Origin of the sequence: Vibrio kyushuensis (assembly GCF_050337325.1) — a bacterium.
In the GTDB taxonomy this organism is placed as follows: Bacteria; Pseudomonadota; Gammaproteobacteria; order Enterobacterales; family Vibrionaceae; genus Vibrio; species Vibrio kyushuensis.
The window spans coordinates 192,397-212,543 of record NZ_JAKJSV010000003.1 but is presented as its reverse complement, the minus strand read 5'-3'; the positions used below and the strand labels follow the sequence as shown (position 1 = coordinate 212,543).

The window sequence follows — 20,147 nt, the reverse complement described above, 5'->3', positions numbered from 1 at the left end:
TTATTGTCGCAAATGGCACGCAAACAAGAAACTAAAACCTTTTACCCAGCGTGACCGAGCGTTACCATGTGGAATATAATAAAGCGATGGTCAGCACTCTCAATGTGTCGTAATTATCGCTTATAGAAAGGTAGAGTTAAGTCATATTGATGTAAGGAATTGTTATGCTTAAAGAAAAATTAGAAACAAAAATACAAGAAACTTTCAACCCAACTTACATGGAAGTGATTAATGAAAGCTATATGCATAACGTACCAAAAGGCTCAGAAAGTCACTTTAAAGTCATTATTGCTAGTGACGAGTTTGAAGGTAAGCGTTTAATTGCTAGGCATCGAGCTGTAAATACACTTTTTGCCGAAGAGCTAGCGACACAAATTCATGCGTTAGCTATTCATACTTATACGTCAACAGAGTGGCAAAGTGAACATGAAGCGGCACCAGATAGCCCAATGTGCATGGGTGGAAATAAAAAATAGCAAAAAGCAGTGCAAGGCGCTTTTTAGTGTCTAAAATTACGGTCAAGCTTAACACTGTTACAACAAATTATTGATTCGATGAGAATGTATAAGTTTGTTAAATAATATGAAAGAAATAAAATACCTCCAAGGGGGTATCTGCTTGCCGCTTGAGCGATAATGTTAAGATAAAGCGACCGAGATCCCTTTGTTATTCAAAACCTCTGAAATAAAATCAGTAATCAAGTTATTGGTCATAGAATCAGGTTTCGAAAAAATGTTACACTATTGTGCTTAGTAAACCTCATGACATCTCTGTGATGAGTATATTAATTTAATGTTGCGATTTTGGTGTTTAAAACATAGCCAGAACCGGACACAAATGTCGTGTCTTAAAGTTACGCAATTAAAAGAATCTTTTTCCCGATAAAAGTAGTGCAAGTGCGTATGATTACAATAAAAAAGGGTTTGGACCTGCCAATCGCAGGAGCTCCATCCCAGGTGATTAATGATGGTAAAACCATCAGTAAAGTCGCCTTGCTTGGCGAAGAGTATGTTGGTATGCGTCCTACGATGCATGTTCGTGTAGGCGATGAAGTGAAAAAAGCTCAAGTTCTTTTTGAAGATAAAAAGAACCCAGGCGTTAAATTCACTTCACCAGCAAGTGGTAAAGTTATCGAAGTGAACCGTGGTGCAAAACGTGTACTTCAATCTGTTGTGATTGAAGTGGCAGGTGATGAACAGGTTACTTTTGATAAGTTTGAAACCAATCAATTAGCCGGTTTGGGTCGCGATGCGATTGAAACTCAGCTTGTTGATTCAGGTCTTTGGACAGCTTTACGTACTCGACCGTTTAGCAAGGTTCCAGCTATCAAGTCTAAAACACAGGCTATTTTTGTGACAGCGATGGATACCAATCCATTAGCGGCACAGCCTGAGGTTATTATCAATGAACAACCTGAAGCGTTTGTTGCCGGCCTTGATATTCTTTCAAATCTAACAGATGGCAGTGTTTACGTTTGTAAGACAGGGACTAGTCTTCCTCGTTCTTCTCAATCAAATGTCGCTGAGCATGTTTTTGATGGCCCGCATCCAGCTGGATTAGTGGGAACTCACATGCATCATCTTTTCCCTGTGAATCCAGAGAATGTTGCGTGGAGCATCAATTACCAAGACGTTATTGCGATTGGTAAATTATTCCTAACTGGCGAGCTATACACAGATCGTGTTGTTTCTTTAGCTGGTCCTGTAGTGAATAACCCACGTCTAATTCGCACCACTCTTGGTGCAAATATTCAAGATTTAGCGGATAACGAGTTAATTCCAGGCGAAGTACGAGTGATTTCTGGCTCTGTGCTAACTGGTACTCACGCGACTGGTCCACATGCATACCTAGGGCGTTATCACGTTCAAGTATCTGCATTGCGTGAAGGTCGTGAGAAAGAGCTATTCGGTTGGGCTATGCCTGGTAAGAATAAGTTCTCTGTGACTCGTACTTTCTTAGGTCACCTATTCAAAGGTCAGTTGTTTAATATGACAACGACGACGAATGGTAGTGATCGTGCAATGGTGCCTATCGGTAACTACGAAAAAGTATTACCACTAGATATGGAACCAACATTGCTACTTCGTGACCTATGTGCAGGTGACATCGATAGCGCTCAGCGTCTCGGTGCGCTTGAGCTTGATGAAGAAGATTTAGCATTGTGTAGCTTTGTATGTCCAGGTAAGTACGAGTACGGTCAACTGCTCCGTGAATGCCTAGACAAGATTGAGAAGGAAGGCTAATCCCATGCTTAAGAAGTTTCTTGAAGACATCGAGCATCATTTTGAGCCTGGTGGCAAACACGAAAAGTGGTTTGCACTGTATGAAGCTGCAGCAACGCTGTTTTATACACCAGGTCTTGTAACAAAGCGTGCCTCGCATGTACGTGATAGCGTTGATTTAAAACGTATCATGATTATGGTGTGGTTCGCTGTATTCCCTGCAATGTTCTGGGGTATGTACAACGCTGGCGGTCAAGCAATCGCAGCACTTAACCATATGTATTCTGGTGCTGAGCTTGCGACAGTAATCAGTGGTAACTGGCACTACTGGCTGACAGAAATGGTTGGAGGCACATTAAGTGCTGAGGCCGGTTGGGCTAGCAAAATGTTGCTAGGTGCAACCTACTTCCTACCGATTTACGCGACGGTCTTTATCGTTGGTGGTTTCTGGGAAGTACTGTTCTGTATGGTACGCAAGCATGAAGTAAATGAAGGTTTCTTTGTTACTTCTATCTTATTCGCCCTAATCGTTCCACCAACTCTTCCTTTATGGCAAGCGGCACTAGGTATTACCTTTGGTGTTGTTGTTGCGAAAGAGATCTTCGGTGGTACAGGTCGTAACTTCCTTAACCCTGCGTTAGCGGGTCGTGCATTCTTATTCTTTGCATACCCGGCTCAAATCTCAGGTGATGCAGTTTGGGTTGCCGCTGATGGCTTCTCTGGTGCAACAGCTCTGAGCCAGTGGGCTCAAGGTGGTGAAGGTGCATTAGTTAACCTAGTAAGTGGCGACACTATTACTTGGATGAGTGCATTCATTGGTAATATGCCTGGCTCAATCGGTGAAGTATCAACGCTTGCGCTGATGATTGGTGCGGCAATGCTTGTCTACATGGGCATCGCGTCTTGGCGAATTATTGCTGGCGTTATGGTCGGTATGGTTGCTATTTCGACGCTGTTTAATGTCATCGGTTCAGACACCAACGTTCTGTTTAGTATGCCTTGGCACTGGCACCTAGTTCTAGGTGGCTTCGCATTTGGTATGTTCTTCATGGCAACCGATCCTGTTTCAGCTTCATTTACCGACAACGGTAAGTGGGTGTACGGTATTTTGATTGGTGCAATGTGTGTAATGATCAGGGTTGTAAACCCAGCTTACCCAGAAGGGATGATGCTGGCGATTCTATTTGCAAACCTATTTGCACCACTGTTTGACCATGTTGTTATTGAGAAGAACGTTAAGCGGAGGCTAGCGCGTTATGGCAAAAAATAACGATAGCATTAAAAATACGCTGTTTGTTGTTATTGCATTGAGCCTAGTGTGCTCAATCATCGTATCTTCAGCAGCTGTTGGCCTACGCTCTAAGCAAGAAGCCAATGCAGTGCTTGATAAACAAAGCAAGATTGTTGAAGTTGCAGGCATCAGCGAAGAAGGTCAAATCCCTGAGCTATACGCTAAGTATATTGAACCTCGTTTGGTTGATTTCGATACGGGTAACTTCATTGAAGGTGATGCAGCAACTTACGATCAACGTAAAGCAGCTAAAGATCCTGCAGAGTCGATTAAGCTAACTTCAACGCAAGACGAAGCTAAGATCCTTCGCCGAGCGAATACTGGTGTTGTTTACCTTGTTAAAGAAGGTAACTCGGTATCTAAAGTTATTTTACCGGTACACGGTAACGGCTTATGGTCAATGATGTACGCTTTTGTGGCTGTCGAAACTGACGGTAACACGGTTGCAGGTATCACTTACTACGAGCAGGGTGAAACTCCTGGGCTAGGTGGTGAAGTTGAGAACCCAACATGGCGTTCACAGTTTGTTGGTAAGAAGTTATTCGACTCTAACGACAAACCGGCACTAAAAGTTGTTAAAGGTGGCGCTCCTGCAGGTTCTGAACATGGTGTTGATGGCCTTTCTGGTGCAACATTAACTGCAAATGGTGTTCAAAACACGTTTGATTTCTGGTTGGGTGACATGGGCTTTGGACCATTCCTAGCTAATGTACGTGATGGAGGCTTGAACTAATGTCAAATACTAAAGACATGCAAAAGCATCTGGTTGAGCCGATTCTAGAGAACAACCCAATTGCACTTCAAGTGCTTGGTGTTTGTTCTGCATTAGCGGTAACGACAAAGCTTGAAACAGCGTTTGTTATGACACTGGCAGTTATCTTCGTAACTGCGATGTCTAACTTCTTTGTTTCTGCAATTCGTAATCACATTCCTAACAGTGTTCGTATCATCGTTCAAATGGCTATTATCGCTTCACTGGTAATCGTTGTTGATGAAGTACTTAAAGCGTACCTATACGACATTTCTAAGCAATTATCTGTATTCGTTGCCCTTATCATTACTAACTGTATTGTAATGGGTCGTGCAGAAGCATACGCAATGAAATCGAAGCCGCTACCTGCTCTTATTGATGGTATTGGTAACGGTCTAGGCTATGGCTTTGTACTGATTACAGTTGCATTTTTCCGTGAGCTATTCGGCAGCGGCAAATTGTTTGGATTAGAAGTGCTACCACTGGTAAGTAATGGTGGTTGGTATCAGCCAAACGGCATGATGCTACTAGCACCTTCTGCGTTCTTCCTGATTGGTTTTATGATTTGGGCTATCCGTATCATTAGACCTGATCAAATAGAAGCGAAGGAGTAAGGACGTTATGGAACATTATATTAGTTTGCTTGTTAAATCGATTTTCATCGAAAACTTAGCACTTTCGTTCTTCCTAGGTATGTGTACTTTCTTGGCTGTATCTAAGAAAGTTAAAACATCATTTGGTTTAGGTGTTGCTGTTATCGTGGTTCTAACCATCGCGGTTCCAGTGAACAACCTGCTTTATAACCTAGTTCTTAGAGACAGTGCACTTGTTGCTGGCGTTGACTTGAGCTTCCTAAGCTTTATCACCTTTATCGGTGTTATTGCAGCTTTGGTTCAAATTCTAGAAATGATACTCGATCGCTTTTTCCCACCTTTGTATAACGCACTGGGAATATTCCTACCACTTATCACAGTAAACTGTGCGATTTTTGGTGGCGTATCTTTCATGGTACAGCGTGATTACAACTTCGCAGAGTCAGTCGTTTACGGCTTCGGTTCTGGTATTGGTTGGATGTTAGCAATCGTCGCATTAGCGGGTATCCGTGAGAAGATGAAGTACTCTGACGTGCCTCCTGGTCTACGTGGTTTAGGTATTACCTTTATCACTGTAGGTTTGATGGCGCTAGGCTTTATGTCTTTCTCTGGTGTTCAACTGTAAGTCGGGTAAACGACACAATTTTAAAGGAATAGTCAATGCAAGTTATTATCCTTGGTGTAGTGATGTTTACCCTGATTGTATTAGCTTTGGTTTTAATTATTTTATTTGCCAAATCGAAGCTAGTACCAACAGGTGACGTTACTATTTCCGTTAACGGTGATCCTGAGAAGAGCTTTATTACTTCTCCGGGTGACAAATTATTAGGCGCAATGGCAGGCAAGGGGATCTTTGTATCTTCAGCTTGTGGTGGCGGTGGCTCTTGTGGTCAGTGTCGCGTAAAAGTAAAAGCTGGTGGTGGTGATATTTTACCAACCGAACTTGATCACATCTCTAAAGGTGAAGCCCGTGAAGGCGAGCGTTTAGCGTGTCAAGTTGCAGTGAAAACTGATATGGACATTGAGCTTCCAGAAGAGATCTTCGGTGTTAAAAAGTGGGAATGTGAAGTTCTTTCTAATGACAACGAAGCAACCTTCATTAAAGAGCTAGTACTTAAGATCCCTGATGGTGAAGAAGTACCGTTCAAAGCTGGTGGTTATATTCAGATTGAAGCTGAACCTCATCACATTAAATACGCTGATTTCGATATTCCTGAAGAATATCGTGGCGACTGGGACAAGTTTAACCTGTTCCGTTACGAGTCAATCGTAAAAGAGCCATCAATCCGTGCATACTCTATGGCGTCATACCCAGAAGAGGAAGGCTTGATTAAGCTGAACGTACGTGTTGCAACTCCGCCGCCAAACAACCCAGACGTGCCACCTGGTGTGATGTCTTCATACATCTGGTCACTTAAAGCTGGTGATAAATGTACAATTTCAGGTCCATTTGGTGAGTTCTTCGCTAAAGAAACCGACAATGAAATGGTCTTTATCGGTGGTGGTGCAGGTATGGCTCCAATGCGTTCACATATCTTTGACCAACTACTACGTTTAAGCTCTAAGCGTAAGATGTCTTACTGGTACGGTGCTCGTTCTAAGCGTGAAATGTTCTACATTGAAGATTTCGATAAGCTACAAGAAGACAACGAAAATTTCGTATGGCACTGTGCTCTGTCTGATCCGCTTCCAGAAGATAACTGGGATGGTTACACAGGTTTCATTCATAATGTAATTTATGAAAACTACCTGAAAGATCATGAAGCGCCAGAAGATTGTGAGTACTACATGTGTGGTCCACCTATGATGAATGCTGCTGTTATCGGTATGCTTAAAGATCTAGGTGTTGAGGATGAAAACATCCTACTTGATGACTTCGGTGGTTAATCTACTGTAAGTGATTGAATAATGGCTGGCTCTGTTGAGTCAGCCATTATTTTTTAGATAACATATTAAATCGATGCATCTAATAACTGAGTATCTAGAGAAAAGCGTGTGTAAATCGTTCGTTTTTTTCTATCCACTTTTATAAATTCTTTATTACCTTTATTTAAATAGGAGTAAACAGGTGAAATATTGGCTTGTTGCGTTAGCTTCTCTACTTGTTCTTTCTGGTTGTGAAAAGTCAGCAGAACAAATTCATATTAGTGGTCCTACAATGGGGACTACTTACAATATTAAATATATCAATTCAGACTCTTTGCTTGATTCAGCCGAAATCCAAGTTGAGGTCGATCGCTTACTTGAAGAAGTTAACGACCAAATGTCGACCTACCGTAAAGACTCTGAGTTAAGTCGCTTCAATCAATATCAAGGCAGTGACCCTTTTGAAGTCTCCTCTGAGACTGCACTAGTCGTTAAAGAAGCACTACGCCTTAATCAATTGACTCAAGGTGCTCTAGACGTGACTGTTGGGCCTTTGGTTAACTTGTGGGGTTTTGGCCCAGAAGCTAGACCAGAAACAATACCAACGGGTGAAGAGTTGGCTGCCCGTAAGGCAATGATCGGTATTCATCATTTAAGTGCGACTTCGACTTCATTAAGCAAGACACTACCATCGCTCTATGTTGATTTGTCAACCATCGCAAAAGGGTGGGGTGTTGATGTTGTTGCTGAATATATGAACTCTCTTGGTGCCGATAACTACATGGTAGAAATTGGTGGGGAGATGCGCTTAAAAGGTCACAATCGTGAAGGTGTACGCTGGCGTATAGCGATAGAGAAACCGAGTGTAGAAGAGCGTGCTGTTCAGCTTGTTATTGAACCTGGTGATATGGCGATTGCAACATCAGGGGATTATAGAAACTATTATGAGCGTGATGGTATTCGTTACTCTCATATTATTAACCCAAAAACTGGAAAGCCAATGGATAACAAGGTGGTTTCAGTTACCATTATTGATCCTTCATCAATGACTGCTGATGGTCTTGCAACGGGTATAATGGTATTGGGTGAAAACGTGGGCATGGAAGTTGCGGAAAAATATGACATTGCAGCTTATATGATAGTGAAAACTCCCGAAGGTTTTGAAGAGTTTACTTCATCTGCGTTTAAGTCATACTTAAAGTAACATTGATCGTTAAGTAGCAGTGATTCACTGCATATAATAAGGGGAAGACTATCCCCTTAAACATAGAATAAAATTAACTATAGTGAGCAAATGACAATGAGTGAGTTTTTAGTGACTTTTGCTGTGTTCTTAGCGGTATTCGCAGCAATGGGTGTTGGCTATATCTTCCAACGTAAAGTTGTAAAAGGCAGTTGCGGTGGGCTAGATGCCATGGGGATTGATAAAGTATGTAGTTGCCCTGAACCATGTGATGCACGTAAAAAACGTGAAGAACGAGCTGCTATTCGAGCAGAGAAATTAGCCGCTTGGGAAAAAAACCGCATTGCATAGATACTTTTTATAAATGATAAAACCCACCTTAGGTGGGTTTTGTTTTATGAGTTGACGCTTACTGAGAAACTATCTGATTTCGACCGCCTTCTTTGGCTTGATAGAGTCGGTCATCCGCGACTTTAATTTGTTCATCTAAACCCGCTTCAATATTAGAAACGCCAATACTGACCGTAATGGATATCTCATGATCAGCATGTGGAATAATTGTATTTTCGATACGTTGCCGCATATGTTCAAGTCGAGTCAAAAACTCATCATTAGGTGAGCTAGACTGAATGCAAAACTCTTCACCTCCGAAGCGTACAACAATGTCGTCGGCAAAATAGATCTTCAATATATGTGAAAGTGTAATGAGCGCGGCGTCGCCACCATCGTGGCCGTAGTTATCATTAACTTTTTTAAAGAAATCGATATCCAGCATTGCAATGTTTTGAAGCGTAGTATTACCTTCAAGGTTGTGGAATAGATAACGTCGATTCCATAGCCCGGTTAGAGCATCTTGATTTGCGAGTCGATACAGTTTACTCGTTGCTTCCTTCATATCTAAAATTTGATGAACTCGACAGAAAAACTCTTCTTGGTTAAATGGTTTATGAAGAAAGTCATTAGCCCCCGCTTTTAAGTAGCGAGCTGTCATTGTTCTATCATCACTACCTGAAAGACCAAGGATTGCGAGTTCATTCTTATCGTGTTTGATTCTAATGTCACGGATCATCGATATACCATCTTTAATGGGCATATCATGGTCGGTTATTATGAAGGTTACATCTGGATTTTTTTCTAGAATATCGATGGCCTGTTGTCCATCTTCGGCCTGAATTACATTGATGTATTGATGCTCTAGTAATTGGCTGATGTGCTTTCGAACAACCAAAGAGTCATCAACGACTAATGCTTGGTGATTTTTGTTATTTGTTAAACGATTAACTAAAGGCAGTAAGTACGAAACTGAAGCCATGCTGTCCTTTAAGATGTAATCGAGCACGCCTTTTGCAATAACGCTCTCTCTAATTTCCTCTTGAAACATAGCCGTCAACACGATGACTTTGTAATTTTGCTTTAAAACAATATCGATAATTTGGCCGTCTTGACCGTCGGGAAGACAATAGTCAAGAACAGCACACAGAAAGTCATGTTTTTCGGCCAATAACTTTTTAGCGTCTGCTATTGATTCTGCGGTATAGACGTCATAGCCAGCATCGCTTAACAAAGAGTGCAGATAATTACGGAATGCTCTGCTATCTTCAACGACAAGTATTTTGCTACTCAATGAAAACTCCATTTTTCTTAACTCTTTATTAATAATAAACAACATTTGATAGATCGCTAACTATTTTTTATTGATTACTAGAATGAATCTTTAATATAAAATATACTGTTTTTTTATACAGTCTATGGGCGGCGGTATGGTCAGTGAAGTAAGAAAAATCATTCATATTGATATGGACTGTTTTTACGCAGCTGTTGAGATGCGGGACAATCCGCACTATCAAGGCCGACCATTAGCTGTTGGTGGGCATGAAAAACAGCGGGGCGTATTAAGCACTTGTAACTATGAAGCGAGAAAGTTTGGTATTCACAGTGCAATGCCAACCGCTCGAGCATTAAAATTGTGCCCCGATCTTCTTGTTGTACCGGGAAGAATGCAGGTTTACAAAGAGGTCTCGGTACATATTAGAGAGATTTTTTCACGCTATACATCGCTTATAGAGCCCTTGTCACTTGATGAAGCCTACTTGGATGTCACTAACAGCACGAAGCACCAAGGCTCAGCTACGTTAATTGCAGAAGCGATAAGGCGTGATATTTGGAATGAACTTCAACTGACAGCCTCTGCTGGTGTTGCTCCGATAAAATTCTTAGCGAAAGTGGCTTCTGATATGAATAAACCCAATGGCCAGTTTGTCGTCCCTCCCAATAAGGTTCAAGAGGTTGTTGACGATTTGCCATTAGGAAAACTTCCGGGAGTCGGTAAGGTTGGATTAGAAAAGTTACACAAAGCTGGGCTATTTTATTGCCGTGATGTTCGAGCAAGTGATTACCGAGAGCTATTGCGCCAGTTTGGTCGATTGGGTGATTCACTTTGGAAGCGCAGCCAAGGGATTGACGAGCGAGAAATAGTTGTTGAAAGGGAAAGAAAAAGTGTGGGTGTTGAGCGGACATTTAGCACTAACATTAGCACTTATGAAGAGTGTTGGCAGGTGATTGAAGAGCGCCTTTTCCCTGAGTTAGATATCAGGCTTGAAAAAGCAATGCCAAGTAAGCTCATTATTAAACAGGGAATTAAGTTAAAGTTTGCTGATTTTCAACAAACGACAATAGAGCATGTTCACCCTGAGTTGGAACTCGAGGACTTCAAAGGTTTATTGAGAGATATCCTCAAGCGTCAGAACGGTCGAGAGATTCGTTTGCTAGGCTTAAGCGTTATACTTAAGCCTGACGTACAAACTAAACAGCTGAGTTTTTTCTAATTTTTTGGACGCTGGCCAATACTTGGCCAAATGGTAGTTGTTCTAACTTTCCAAACCCTGCCATCTTTTTGGCTTTTAACTTCGTGGATAATGGCGTCGTAATGCCACATAGCATGCGGGTTAAAGCTTCTTCACTAAGAATTTTACTGCTTGGGGCCGAGAATTCTGTTATCCACTGATTTACTTCGGTTAAGTCAATATGGTTGTTTTTCTCTTGTGGTAATAAAGCCACATTACCTTGGCAAACAGAGCAGTGACTGCAAGCTGGTGGCGCGTTGTGATCAGAGAAGTAGTGAGCCAAACGAGCACTTAAACAACGGTCTGATTCAAAAAAGCTGATCATCTCTTCTAGACGACCTGTTTCAGCACTCTCTTTGTTTTTAAAAAGCTGAAAGAGTTTATCGACAACAATAGGTTGAGCAGTCGATGTATCTTCTATTTGATACACATCGGTAATTTGCTTGCTTTCAAGCTCAATCCAACCTTGTTCATTAAAGTAGTCAATGGCGCTGATGATACGTTGGCGATCAGCCTGAAACCCTTGCCAAAGCGCGTCAAAATCAACTTGGCACCAAGTTCTAGCTTGAGGTGAACAAGCAAAAATAGCCTCGACGAAGTGATGGCGTTCACCTTCAAATTTTGCCATGATCTGTGATTTAGTGAGCACAAACTTGAATCGGTAGTCCGCAAAATAGCTGTATTTGGGCGACAATACTCCCTCTAGTTCCAAATAGACCAATAACGTTTTTAGGGGGAGTTGACGAATGTTTGAATCTCGCGATAAGCGTGTTAACTGCGTCTCCCAAACGGGGGCGTTTTGGTAAACTTCGTTAACAATGTATTCAATCGAATCTCGGTCTGGAGTATCCCCATAAACGAAGTTTTGTAAGGTATTAAGGCCATCTTTATTACCTAATAGTATGCATTGTGACGTTTCCCCATCACGGCCAGCTCGACCAATTTCTTGTGCGTAATTCTCAATCGACTTTGGCAAATCAAAGTGGATAACTCGACGAATATCTGACTTATCAACGCCCATTCCGAATGCGATAGTAGCGACGATGCAATTTACTTCACCAGACATAAATTGATGTTGGATATACTCTCGATTTTGGCTCTCTAGTCCTGCGTGATAAGCCAGCGCTGAAATACCGGCTTGTTGTAATTGCTTGGCTAAGTATTCTGCGGTGTATTGTAGGGTAACGTAAACGATGGTTGGAGAGACTGGGGCCGACTGAACAATCTGATTCAATTGGTTTAGCTTACCTTGTTGTTCACACGGCACGATGCTTAAATTGAGGTTATTGCGGTAGAAACCAGTAACAATGGTGTTTTCCTCAGAGATCGAAAATTTACTCTGCATATCTTTAACAACGCCAGTGGTTGCTGTCGCGGTTAGTAAAAGAGTCTGAGGAATATTCAACGCTTGGTTATATTGAGGGATTTTTAAATAATCAGGTCGAAAGTTATGCCCCCACTCTGAAATACAGTGCGCTTCATCAACAACCAGTAATGAAATAGGTACTTGGGAGATAAAGTGACGAAAGCGTTCGTTCTTCAATCGTTCGACTGAGATCATCAAGATTTTTAGCTTTCCACTTCTTGCATCCGCCATCACTTGTTGTGTTTGTTGTCTGTCTTGGCTTGAGTCAATGGAAGCAGCTGAAATACCTTTGTCGTGCAGGAAATTAAGCTGATCTTTCATTAATGCCAGAAGAGGCGAGATAACGAGCGTTAGATGTGGCAGATGTAGAGCAGGTAGCTGATAACATAACGACTTCCCTGCACCAGTAGGGAAGATCGCTGCACAAGATTGTCCGGACATTACGGTATCAATGACTTGTTGTTGTCCACCTCTTAACGCATCAAAGCCAAATGTTTGTTTTAATGTTTGCTCTATCATCTCTTACCCTAATCCCTATAAAAGCTTGCGCTTGATTCTACCTGATTCTATCCTGTTGCTCCTTGCTAAATTTATCGTTTCCGTATGAACAAATTAGAGCTAAAACAAATAATCCTCGTTTCATTAAAAGAGAAATGGGAAATTGCAAAGTCTGCCACCCAGCGCGCAATTGATGCGGCGACAGATGAAGAGACTGTTCCTGAACACAAATATGACACGTTGGCGTTAGAAGCGTCGTATCTTGCTCATGGGCAAGCCTTACGTGTACAAGAGTGCGAGCAAGAGATACAGCAGTTTGAATCTTTGGTTATTAATGATCTTAGCGATCAAAAAGTAGCTCTAGGCGCGTATGTCACATTGTTATGTGAAGATGAGACAAAGAAAAACCTGTTTGTTGGCCCATGTTCTGGTGGCCTTAGTGTTCATTGGCAGGGGAATTCTGTGTCTGTTATTACGCCACTTGCTCCATTAGGTAAAGCGCTCATCGGGCGCGAGCTAGACGATGAAGTGGAACTAAAAATAGGCGAATCAGTCTATTATTATGAAATTATTGAAATCAAATAGACGGAACTGTTTGAAGCGTAATCGTTAACGAATTGGATGAATGAAAGTATGAGAAAAAGTGTACTGTTGGTTACTCTGTTGATGAGTCAGGTTGCGTTGGCTGGTCAATGTAAGGTTAATTTGAAAAACGAAATTCATTTGAACAGCGAGCAACTCGAAGTTGTTCAAGTGAGTGGTGACACTGCTGTTGTCGACACTAACAATGATTTATACATTGCTGGTAAGAAAATTGAACTCGACGAGCAGCAGAAGTCAGCTTTAAAGCAATATCGAGAAGAGCTTAGTAGTTATCTTCCTAAAGCAAAGCAAGTCGCAACAGATAGCTTGGCTTTAGCTAATGATATTGTCGATGACATTGCCGAAACGATGGATGCGCCTGAAGCGTTTGAAGAGGTGAAAGCATCAATGAAAACCTTTTTGGCTGATGTTGAGGCTCGCTATTATAAGGACGGGGACTTGGTTCTTCCTGCTAATAGCTTTGATTCGATGACGCAATCATGGAGTGAAGACTTCGAGAAAGCGAAAGAGATCTTTAATACAGAGTTTATATCCAGTGCCTTTAATGCCATGAGCGAAAAGATGCAAGCAGATGGAGGGTTGAATTTAACTGAGCTAGCCGACAGCCTTGCAGAAATCAAAGTAAAAGTAGAGCAACGTATTGAGGCTCATGATCAAGAAGTGCAGAAACAGACGGAAGAGTTTTGTGAATCACTCGATGACATTGCAGATCAAGAGCAAAAACTGCATCAGAAGATCCCTCAGCTAAAAGACTATCAAGTGTTTACTATTTAGCGTGTTACATACTTGTTTATAGATATAAAAGCGCCGATATTAATTAATATCGGCGCTTTTCATTTAGTTAAATGGTAGCGGTTGAGCTTAATTTGCTCTCTTGTTGCTTCTATCTCTTGTTACTGACCCGCATTCATTTGAGTGAGCTTCTCTCCAACGGGGCCTGAGAAATTAAACCCATCATGTTCATCCCAGTTAATTGACCAAGTCATCACCCCTGCGTAGTTAGGGTAGGTAAAGCTTGGTACAACAGTGCCACATCGTGTTCCTTTGGTTAAACAATCTAATGCATCCAGGATGTTCTGCGTAGGTGCTTGCCCTGAGTTTGCAGAGCTTGGGCCTGAAGGTAGACCAATAGCAACCTGATCATCTCTTAATGGCATAAACATCGAACCGTCGGCTAACTCGAACCCTTCAATCAACATTTTTGATTGAGCAACCATCATGTCAATCGAGCCTTCTGGTGCTGCACCTGTCATGTATGGGTTTGGCAAGCCGCCGTTGTTGTAGAGCTGGACATGCAGTAAATCTAATGTGTCTCTCACAACGTCAATGACTGGAATATACGCACCCCAAATACCGCTATAAGCAATCATGCCACCTTGAACGTAAGGGTGTTCTGGTGCCATGGTTAGATACATATCCCCACCAATATTGGCTTCGATTTGCAGTAGAGCTCGACCTAAACGCGCTTGAATTTCTGAACCGTGGAGTAGATTCGAACCACTTTCTAAATCCACATCCAGTCCATCAAATCCCCACTCATTAATAAGACTGGTAAGGCTTGAAACAAAGGCAGCTTCATCTTGGTCGTTATTGAGTGTAATAGTACCTTCAGCACCACCTAGAGATAGAACGAATACTTTGCCTTGAGCTTGAAGGTTAGCCATGTCCTGTTTGAACTGAGCTGGGTCTAGCGCTGCACAGCTACTATGTATATCACCTGAGTAAAGATTGAAGTGAACAGTACCATTACTGTTTCTATCATTTTCAGCAAAGGCAATATCTATGATATCCCAAGCATCAGACATATCCGCCAATCGCATTGGACAACCAGCACCGTTAACAAAGTTGTGCCAGTAACCAACCAACTTATGTTTCTTCGCTGTTTGCTCTACAATCTTAACCGAAACAGCATCAGAAAGGGCGCTTGAACCACTGCTATCAACTGCTTGAGCGGATACAGTGAAACTACCTATCGCTGTTGGTGTCCAGTTATAGCTATAAGGAGACGTGTTATCACTACCAACGACCGCACCATTAACAAGGAAGTCCACTTTGTCGACAGAACCTGTTAACGAAGTTGCATCGGCGGTGAGTAACGTAGACTTACCAAGGCCAATCGTTTTACCTGCACTTGGCTCAGTCAGAGTGACAACTAAGTCTTGATCGCTTACGGATACAGAGACTACCGCTTCACTGACATTGTTGTCGTTGTCAGTTGCCAGTGCCTTAATGGTATTAGCACCGACTAAAGTAGCTGACCATTGGGTTGTGAATGGCGGCTGAGATAGAACAGCTAAGCTGACGTCATTAGCGAATATTTCAACTTGAGATACTGTTCCATCTGGGTCTGTCGCATCAACATTAATGTTGATGAGAGAACCAGCTAGTACAACCTGATTATCTTTTGGTGAAGTAATTGTAACCGTAGGCGGAGTGCTGCACGTTCCTAATCCTGTCCACGCTTCTTGCCAATACTCACCTTTACCTGGTTCATAAGCCCAAGCTGAGCTAGAAGAACACCAACCTGCTATATCACATTGGAATTTTTGATTTTGGTTATGAACAAGATCACCAGCAGCGTAGTTAGTTCCTGCCACATATGGCACCGCATCTGCGCAGCCGCCAGAACTTGCAGAAGAAACTACGAGTGATACTTCTTGGCTTGATGTTGACTGTCCATCATTATCTGTTGCTTTGGCTTTAAAAGAATACGCCCCAGCTTGTGAAGTCCAAGTGTATTGATACGGTTCACTGGTACTTGTTGCTACGACTTGGTTGTTGATATAGAAATCGACTTTATCGACAACACCGTCTGAATCAGCTGCATTTGCTGAAACAATGAGAGCGTCACCTGCCGTGAGCTTCTCACTACCAGTAGGGCTTGTGAGTTCAACGGTTGGTGGAATTAAGTCTCCAGACGATGTCACTGAAATTGCAACTTGGCTTGATTGGCTAGCCCCTTCATTATCGGTAGCGACAGCCTTTATTGAGGTGGTATTAAGTACTGCAGTCCAATTCATCTCATAAGGAGCTTGTGTATCGACACCTAAGCTCATGTTGTTAGCGAAAAACTCGACGTTATCGATACTACCATCGTCATCGCTTGCTGTTGCTTGGATTGAAATAACAGAGCCTTCTGACATTACGGCATTGTTTAACGGTGACGTGAGAGAGACTTGAGGAGGAAGATTTCCACCACCCGAATCACATGTCCCGAGTAATTCCCATGCATCCCATGGTCCAGATGCAGTTACAGGATCATTACCCTGAGTCCAGTAGCGGGCAGAGTAGGCGCTAGATGATTGCTGCACCTTATCTCCGGAGGTATAAACAGCCGTGCTGTCCCAATTAAGGGTATTGCTACAGTCATATGCCAATGCAGGTGCACTAACGGCACAACTGGCAATCACAATTCCTTTTACAAACTTTGAGAGCATTTCCTTCTCCTTGTCTCATTTTTAATACTCACATTAACTTTTAGACGAATATTGAGGGTTTGCTCGGTAACTGTATGAATTAATGAATTTATTCAGCGCACTTCACCAATGTTGTGGAAGGGAGTTGGTTATTACATTATTTGTTCGGCTGACTTCACGAAGTGGTTGGCTTAATAATTTGAGTGGTTGTTTCTACTAGTGTATTGCAGCGTGTACAGTTATGTTGACTGGAGATTGCCGATAATGCGTATGAAAATCATGCGTAGATATTGTTTTGTTAGTCATTTATCAATATCGTACTAGCACACTAGTTTATTGATGCATTGTAAAGGGTCGTATGTCAGCGCAAACTTCGTCGCAACGTGAGCATTTTAGCTCTCGTATTGGATTTATTCTTGCAGCCGCCGGCGCTGCAGTTGGTCTTGGTAATATTTGGGGATTTCCTACTCAAGTAGCGAGTAACGGTGGTGGCGCTTTTTTGCTTGTCTACCTATTGATGATTCTTGTTGTCGCGTTCCCTATGTTGGTGGTTGAATTGGCGATTGGCCGAGCAGGACAAGCAAACCCTGTTGATAGTATGCGTTCACTAACCAGTAATCCTTTCGCAAAGAAACTTGGTGGAAGCATCGGTTGGCTAGGATTAACCGTGCCATGCGCTGTATTGGCTTTTTATAGCGTGGTTGGTGGGTGGTTAATTTGTTTCCTTTTGGGGGCTATTACTGACTTGCTTGGAATGGAAGTTGCGACTGCTTGGTTTAAAGGCTTTAGCGTCGAACGTAACTTATTCGGAACCATTGCCTTTTATGTGTTAACTATCTTAATCGTTCAAGGTGGAGTGAAGCAGGGCATCGAAAAATGGTCTCGACGACTGATGCCTGCGTTGCTTGTTCTATTTTTGCTTTTATTTGCTTATATCATGATGCAAACAGGCGCAATGGAAGGACTGAAACACTATTTGGTTCCCGATTTTGAAAAGCTATTGGATAGAAAACTGATCTTAGCGGCTATGGGGCAGGGCTTCTTCTCGTTAACGATTGGTGGCTGTTCGATGCTGATTTACGGCTCTTATCTAAGTAAGAAAGAGAACCTACCGAAAATGGCGATGAACGTGACTCTGGTAGATACGGGCGTTGCCTTCATTGCCGGATTAGTCGTTATGCCTGCGATGTTTGTTGCGATGCAAAAAGGCGTTCAAATTTACGCAGAAGATGGCTCTTTGCTCAATTCTGACACGCTCGTTTTTACCGTATTGCCATTGATGTTTGATAGCTTGGGCTTCTTAGGCCAGTTATTTGCTGTTGTATTCTTCCTGCTGCTGACGATTGCAGCGCTTACGTCTTCAATTTCTATGCTTGAATGCCCGGTTGCGCTAGTGGGTGAACGCTTTAATACGCCCCGTACGGCGACGAGCTGGATTCTTGGCGGTTTAATCGCGTTAGCGAGTGTGGTGATTGTATTTAACTTTGGCACGTTGTTTGGATTGGTGGCGATGGTTGCTACGCAATATCTACAGCCGTTTGCAGCGTTGTTATTTTGTTTGTTTGGCGGTTGGGTATGGAGCCGCAACGGCAAAATAAAAGAGATTGAACAAGGTTGCCCTGAATTTACTCAAGGTTGGTTTGGGAAGCTATGGCCAACCTATATTAAGTTCGTTTGTCCTACCTTAGTCGCTGCGGTTATTTGGGCATCATTTGGTTAAGCCAGTACGAATTAATTAGGTCTGATCAAAAAAGCCGAGTCATGAGACTCGGCTTTTATTTTGAGTTAGAAAGCTGGAAGTTACGCTTTTTCTGGAATAGCTTCTAGCAGGGCAACCATTTGTTGCCAATACAGTGCAACGGTATCAATTTTCACTTTTTCATCAGGAGAGTGAGGGAACTTGATAGTTGGACCGAAAGAAACCATATCCATATTAGGGTAAGGTTCTTTGAACAAGCCACACTCTAGCCCTGCGTGGATTACCATTATGTTTGGCTTGTTGCCGTAGATACCTTCGTACATATCACGGAAAATCGCCATGATTTCTGAATCAGCATCCGGCTTCCAACCTGGGTATGCGCCAGAAAATGCCATATTCGCACCAGCAAGTTCAGCAACGGATGTCAGCATGCCTTCGACTTGGCTACGGCCAGAATCAATTAAAGAGCGAATCAAACATAAAACAGTGATGCTGTTATCTTCTGTTGTAATGACACCTACGTTCAGTGAGGTTTCCACAACACCTTCGATGTCATCGCTCATGCGAATTACACCGTTAGGGCAAGCATTCAGAGCTGCAACAAAACGAGCTTGATCTGCAGGAGTGATTGCGCCTTGAGCTACCGTTACTTCTTCATTGAAGGTGGCGATGGTATCTTCTGTTTTGCCAAGCTCAGTTGATAGAAGTTCAGTGTAGTGAGTGTAGAGACTAGCGAGCTTATCTTGGTTTTCAGCCGGTACAGCGACAGTAACGAAACCTTCACGAGGAATAGCATTACGTAGGCTACCACCTTTAAATTCGATTAATCGTAGATCTAGCTCTTTAGCGTGGCCAGACAGAAAACGAGCAAGCAGCTTGTTCGCGTTTGCACGACCAGTGTGAATATCACAACCTGAGTGACCGCCTTTAAGACCTTTAAGAATGAGTTTACGAGTTACATAGTTTTTAGGGATATCTTCACGAACAATATCAAACGTCATTGAGCCGTCGATGCCGCCAGCGCAACCCATGTAGACTTCGCCTTCTTGCTCAGAATCAGTGTTAAGAAGAATGTCACCTTCTAGCCAACCTGCTTCTAAGCCAAAAGCGCCTGTCATTCCAGCTTCTTCATCAACAGTAAGTAGTACTTCCAGTGGACCGTGCTTAAGCTCATTTGAAGCCAAGACTGCCAAGCATGAAGCCATACCCATACCGTTATCTGCACCTAGGGTTGTACCTTTAGCGGTGACCCACTCGCCATCGATATACGGTTGAATTGGATCTGTTTCAAAGTTGTGATCGGTATCTTCATTCTTCTGTGGCACCATATCGATATGAGCCTGTAGAACAACACCTTTACGATTTTCCATACCCGCTGTCGCTGGCTTTTTAATAAACACATTTCCCGTTGGATCTCTACGCACATCCAGACCTTCAGCTTTAGCCCAATTAATGATGTATTGAGCTAGCTCTTCTTCATGTTTAGAAGGGTGTGGAATAGAACAGATCTTATCGAAAAACTGCCAAATAGATGAAGGTGATAAGTTGCTAATTTCAGAGTGGAATTCAGACACGGATAACTCCTAATTTATTAATTTGCCACATCTTAACGATGAAAAACCCATATTATAAAGATGGATTAACTGGATGCGGACTGTGGTGTAGTGGATCACAGCATACCACTCACTACACGAGGGGTGTAGCTTATCCTGTAATGAAATTGTTCACGGCCGTCACAGAATATAAACATTAAATCTAACTCATATACGCTTCTACACAGGGGTGTTAATTTGGCTATTGATGGTTGTGTAATTTA

Annotated in this window: 17 protein-coding genes; 13 read left to right on the top strand and 4 right to left on the bottom strand. The window is 42.4% G+C overall.

Annotated elements, in window-relative coordinates:
- Window positions 1-164: 164 nt before the first annotated feature.
- From bolA to nqrM, 9 genes are all read left to right on the top strand, one after another.
- On the top strand, window positions 165-476 hold the full coding sequence (gene bolA, locus L4D20_RS07490) for a transcriptional regulator BolA (protein ID WP_428800958.1): 312 nt from the start codon (window positions 165-167) through the stop codon (window positions 474-476).
- A 426-nt stretch (window positions 477-902) separates the two neighbouring features.
- Window positions 903-2,243: a Na(+)-translocating NADH-quinone reductase subunit A gene (locus L4D20_RS07485; protein WP_428800957.1), complete on the top strand. Its 1,341-nt coding sequence runs from the start codon at window positions 903-905 to the stop codon at window positions 2,241-2,243.
- 4 nt (window positions 2,244-2,247) lie between these two features.
- A complete protein-coding gene (locus L4D20_RS07480) occupies window positions 2,248-3,492 on the top strand; it encodes an NADH:ubiquinone reductase (Na(+)-transporting) subunit B (RefSeq protein ID WP_428800956.1) in 1,245 nt (414 codons plus the stop codon).
- Window positions 3,479-4,246 carry a Na(+)-translocating NADH-quinone reductase subunit C gene (locus L4D20_RS07475; protein ID WP_428800955.1) on the top strand — a complete coding sequence of 256 codons (768 nt, stop codon included), beginning with the start codon at window positions 3,479-3,481 and terminating at the stop codon, window positions 4,244-4,246. Before L4D20_RS07480 ends, L4D20_RS07475 begins: the two co-directional genes overlap by 14 nt.
- Entirely contained in the window at window positions 4,246-4,878 is a 633-nt protein-coding gene (locus tag L4D20_RS07470; protein WP_428800954.1) for an NADH:ubiquinone reductase (Na(+)-transporting) subunit D, read from the top strand. Before L4D20_RS07475 ends, L4D20_RS07470 begins: the two co-directional genes overlap by 1 nt.
- Before the next feature lie 7 nt (window positions 4,879-4,885).
- The gene (gene nqrE, locus L4D20_RS07465; protein WP_428800953.1) at window positions 4,886-5,482 is read left to right on the top strand and encodes an NADH:ubiquinone reductase (Na(+)-transporting) subunit E; all 597 of its coding nucleotides are present in this window, start codon (window positions 4,886-4,888) and stop codon (window positions 5,480-5,482) included.
- Between the two features lie 35 nt (window positions 5,483-5,517).
- Window positions 5,518-6,744: an NADH:ubiquinone reductase (Na(+)-transporting) subunit F gene (gene nqrF, locus L4D20_RS07460; protein WP_428800952.1), complete on the top strand. Its 1,227-nt coding sequence runs from the start codon at window positions 5,518-5,520 to the stop codon at window positions 6,742-6,744.
- Window positions 6,745-6,925: 181 nt separating this feature from the next.
- Window positions 6,926-7,927 carry an FAD:protein FMN transferase gene (locus L4D20_RS07455; RefSeq protein WP_428800951.1) on the top strand — a complete coding sequence of 334 codons (1,002 nt, stop codon included), beginning with the start codon at window positions 6,926-6,928 and terminating at the stop codon, window positions 7,925-7,927.
- Window positions 7,928-8,023: 96 nt separating this feature from the next.
- Window positions 8,024-8,257, top strand: a complete 234-nt coding sequence (gene nqrM, locus L4D20_RS07450; protein ID WP_428800950.1) for a (Na+)-NQR maturation NqrM — start codon at window positions 8,024-8,026, stop codon at window positions 8,255-8,257.
- A 58-nt stretch (window positions 8,258-8,315) separates the two neighbouring features.
- Here nqrM and L4D20_RS07445 read toward each other — a convergent pair whose 3' ends face one another.
- The gene (locus tag L4D20_RS07445) at window positions 8,316-9,530 is read right to left on the bottom strand and encodes a response regulator (protein WP_428800949.1); all 1,215 of its coding nucleotides are present in this window, start codon (window positions 9,528-9,530) and stop codon (window positions 8,316-8,318) included.
- 136 nt (window positions 9,531-9,666) lie between these two features.
- Between L4D20_RS07445 and dinB the strand changes: the two genes are divergently transcribed.
- On the top strand, window positions 9,667-10,731 hold the full coding sequence (gene dinB, locus L4D20_RS07440; protein WP_428800948.1) for a DNA polymerase IV: 1,065 nt from the start codon (window positions 9,667-9,669) through the stop codon (window positions 10,729-10,731).
- Here dinB and L4D20_RS07435 read toward each other — a convergent pair.
- Window positions 10,709-12,634 carry a RecQ family ATP-dependent DNA helicase gene (locus tag L4D20_RS07435; protein ID WP_428800947.1) on the bottom strand — a complete coding sequence of 642 codons (1,926 nt, stop codon included), beginning with the start codon at window positions 12,632-12,634 and terminating at the stop codon, window positions 10,709-10,711. The two genes, dinB and L4D20_RS07435, sit on opposite strands and share 23 nt — an antisense overlap.
- Before the next feature lie 84 nt (window positions 12,635-12,718).
- On the opposite strand from L4D20_RS07435, the gene L4D20_RS07430 reads away from it, so the two are divergent.
- Together L4D20_RS07430 and L4D20_RS07425 are read left to right on the top strand one after the other, a co-directional pair.
- The gene (locus L4D20_RS07430; protein ID WP_428800946.1) at window positions 12,719-13,198 is read left to right on the top strand and encodes a GreA/GreB family elongation factor; all 480 of its coding nucleotides are present in this window, start codon (window positions 12,719-12,721) and stop codon (window positions 13,196-13,198) included.
- 48 nt (window positions 13,199-13,246) lie between these two features.
- Window positions 13,247-13,990, top strand: a complete 744-nt coding sequence (locus tag L4D20_RS07425) for a YggN family protein (protein ID WP_428800945.1) — start codon at window positions 13,247-13,249, stop codon at window positions 13,988-13,990.
- A gap of 119 nt (window positions 13,991-14,109) precedes the next feature.
- Here L4D20_RS07425 and L4D20_RS07420 read toward each other — a convergent pair whose 3' ends face one another.
- Window positions 14,110-16,653: an Ig-like domain-containing protein gene (locus L4D20_RS07420; RefSeq protein WP_428800944.1), complete on the bottom strand. Its 2,544-nt coding sequence runs from the start codon at window positions 16,651-16,653 to the stop codon at window positions 14,110-14,112.
- A 337-nt stretch (window positions 16,654-16,990) separates the two neighbouring features.
- On the opposite strand from L4D20_RS07420, the gene L4D20_RS07415 reads away from it, so the two are divergent.
- Window positions 16,991-18,352: a sodium-dependent transporter gene (locus tag L4D20_RS07415; protein WP_428800943.1), complete on the top strand. Its 1,362-nt coding sequence runs from the start codon at window positions 16,991-16,993 to the stop codon at window positions 18,350-18,352.
- Window positions 18,353-18,432: 80 nt separating this feature from the next.
- Here the strand turns inward: L4D20_RS07415 and L4D20_RS07410 are convergent, their stop codons facing one another.
- Window positions 18,433-19,905 (bottom strand): aminoacyl-histidine dipeptidase, encoded by a 1,473-nt coding sequence (locus L4D20_RS07410; RefSeq protein WP_428800942.1) that lies wholly within the window; start codon window positions 19,903-19,905, stop codon window positions 18,433-18,435.
- Window positions 19,906-20,147: the final 242 nt, after the last annotated feature.

Coding starts and splice junctions, on each gene's coding strand:
- bolA (WP_428800958.1), top strand. CDS start 165: ATGCTTAAAGAAAAATTAGAAACAAAAATACAAGAAACTTTCAACCCA.
- L4D20_RS07485 (WP_428800957.1), top strand. CDS start 903: ATGATTACAATAAAAAAGGGTTTGGACCTGCCAATCGCAGGAGCTCCA.
- L4D20_RS07480 (WP_428800956.1), top strand. CDS start 2,248: ATGCTTAAGAAGTTTCTTGAAGACATCGAGCATCATTTTGAGCCTGGT.
- L4D20_RS07475 (WP_428800955.1), top strand. CDS start 3,479: ATGGCAAAAAATAACGATAGCATTAAAAATACGCTGTTTGTTGTTATT.
- L4D20_RS07470 (WP_428800954.1), top strand. CDS start 4,246: ATGTCAAATACTAAAGACATGCAAAAGCATCTGGTTGAGCCGATTCTA.
- nqrE (WP_428800953.1), top strand. CDS start 4,886: ATGGAACATTATATTAGTTTGCTTGTTAAATCGATTTTCATCGAAAAC.
- nqrF (WP_428800952.1), top strand. CDS start 5,518: ATGCAAGTTATTATCCTTGGTGTAGTGATGTTTACCCTGATTGTATTA.
- nqrM (WP_428800950.1), top strand. CDS start 8,024: ATGAGTGAGTTTTTAGTGACTTTTGCTGTGTTCTTAGCGGTATTCGCA.
- dinB (WP_428800948.1), top strand. CDS start 9,667: ATGGTCAGTGAAGTAAGAAAAATCATTCATATTGATATGGACTGTTTT.
- L4D20_RS07435 (WP_428800947.1), bottom strand. CDS start 12,634: ATGATAGAGCAAACATTAAAACAAACATTTGGCTTTGATGCGTTAAGA.
- L4D20_RS07430 (WP_428800946.1), top strand. CDS start 12,719: ATGAACAAATTAGAGCTAAAACAAATAATCCTCGTTTCATTAAAAGAG.
- L4D20_RS07425 (WP_428800945.1), top strand. CDS start 13,247: ATGAGAAAAAGTGTACTGTTGGTTACTCTGTTGATGAGTCAGGTTGCG.
- L4D20_RS07420 (WP_428800944.1), bottom strand. CDS start 16,653: ATGCTCTCAAAGTTTGTAAAAGGAATTGTGATTGCCAGTTGTGCCGTT.
- L4D20_RS07415 (WP_428800943.1), top strand. CDS start 16,991: ATGTCAGCGCAAACTTCGTCGCAACGTGAGCATTTTAGCTCTCGTATT.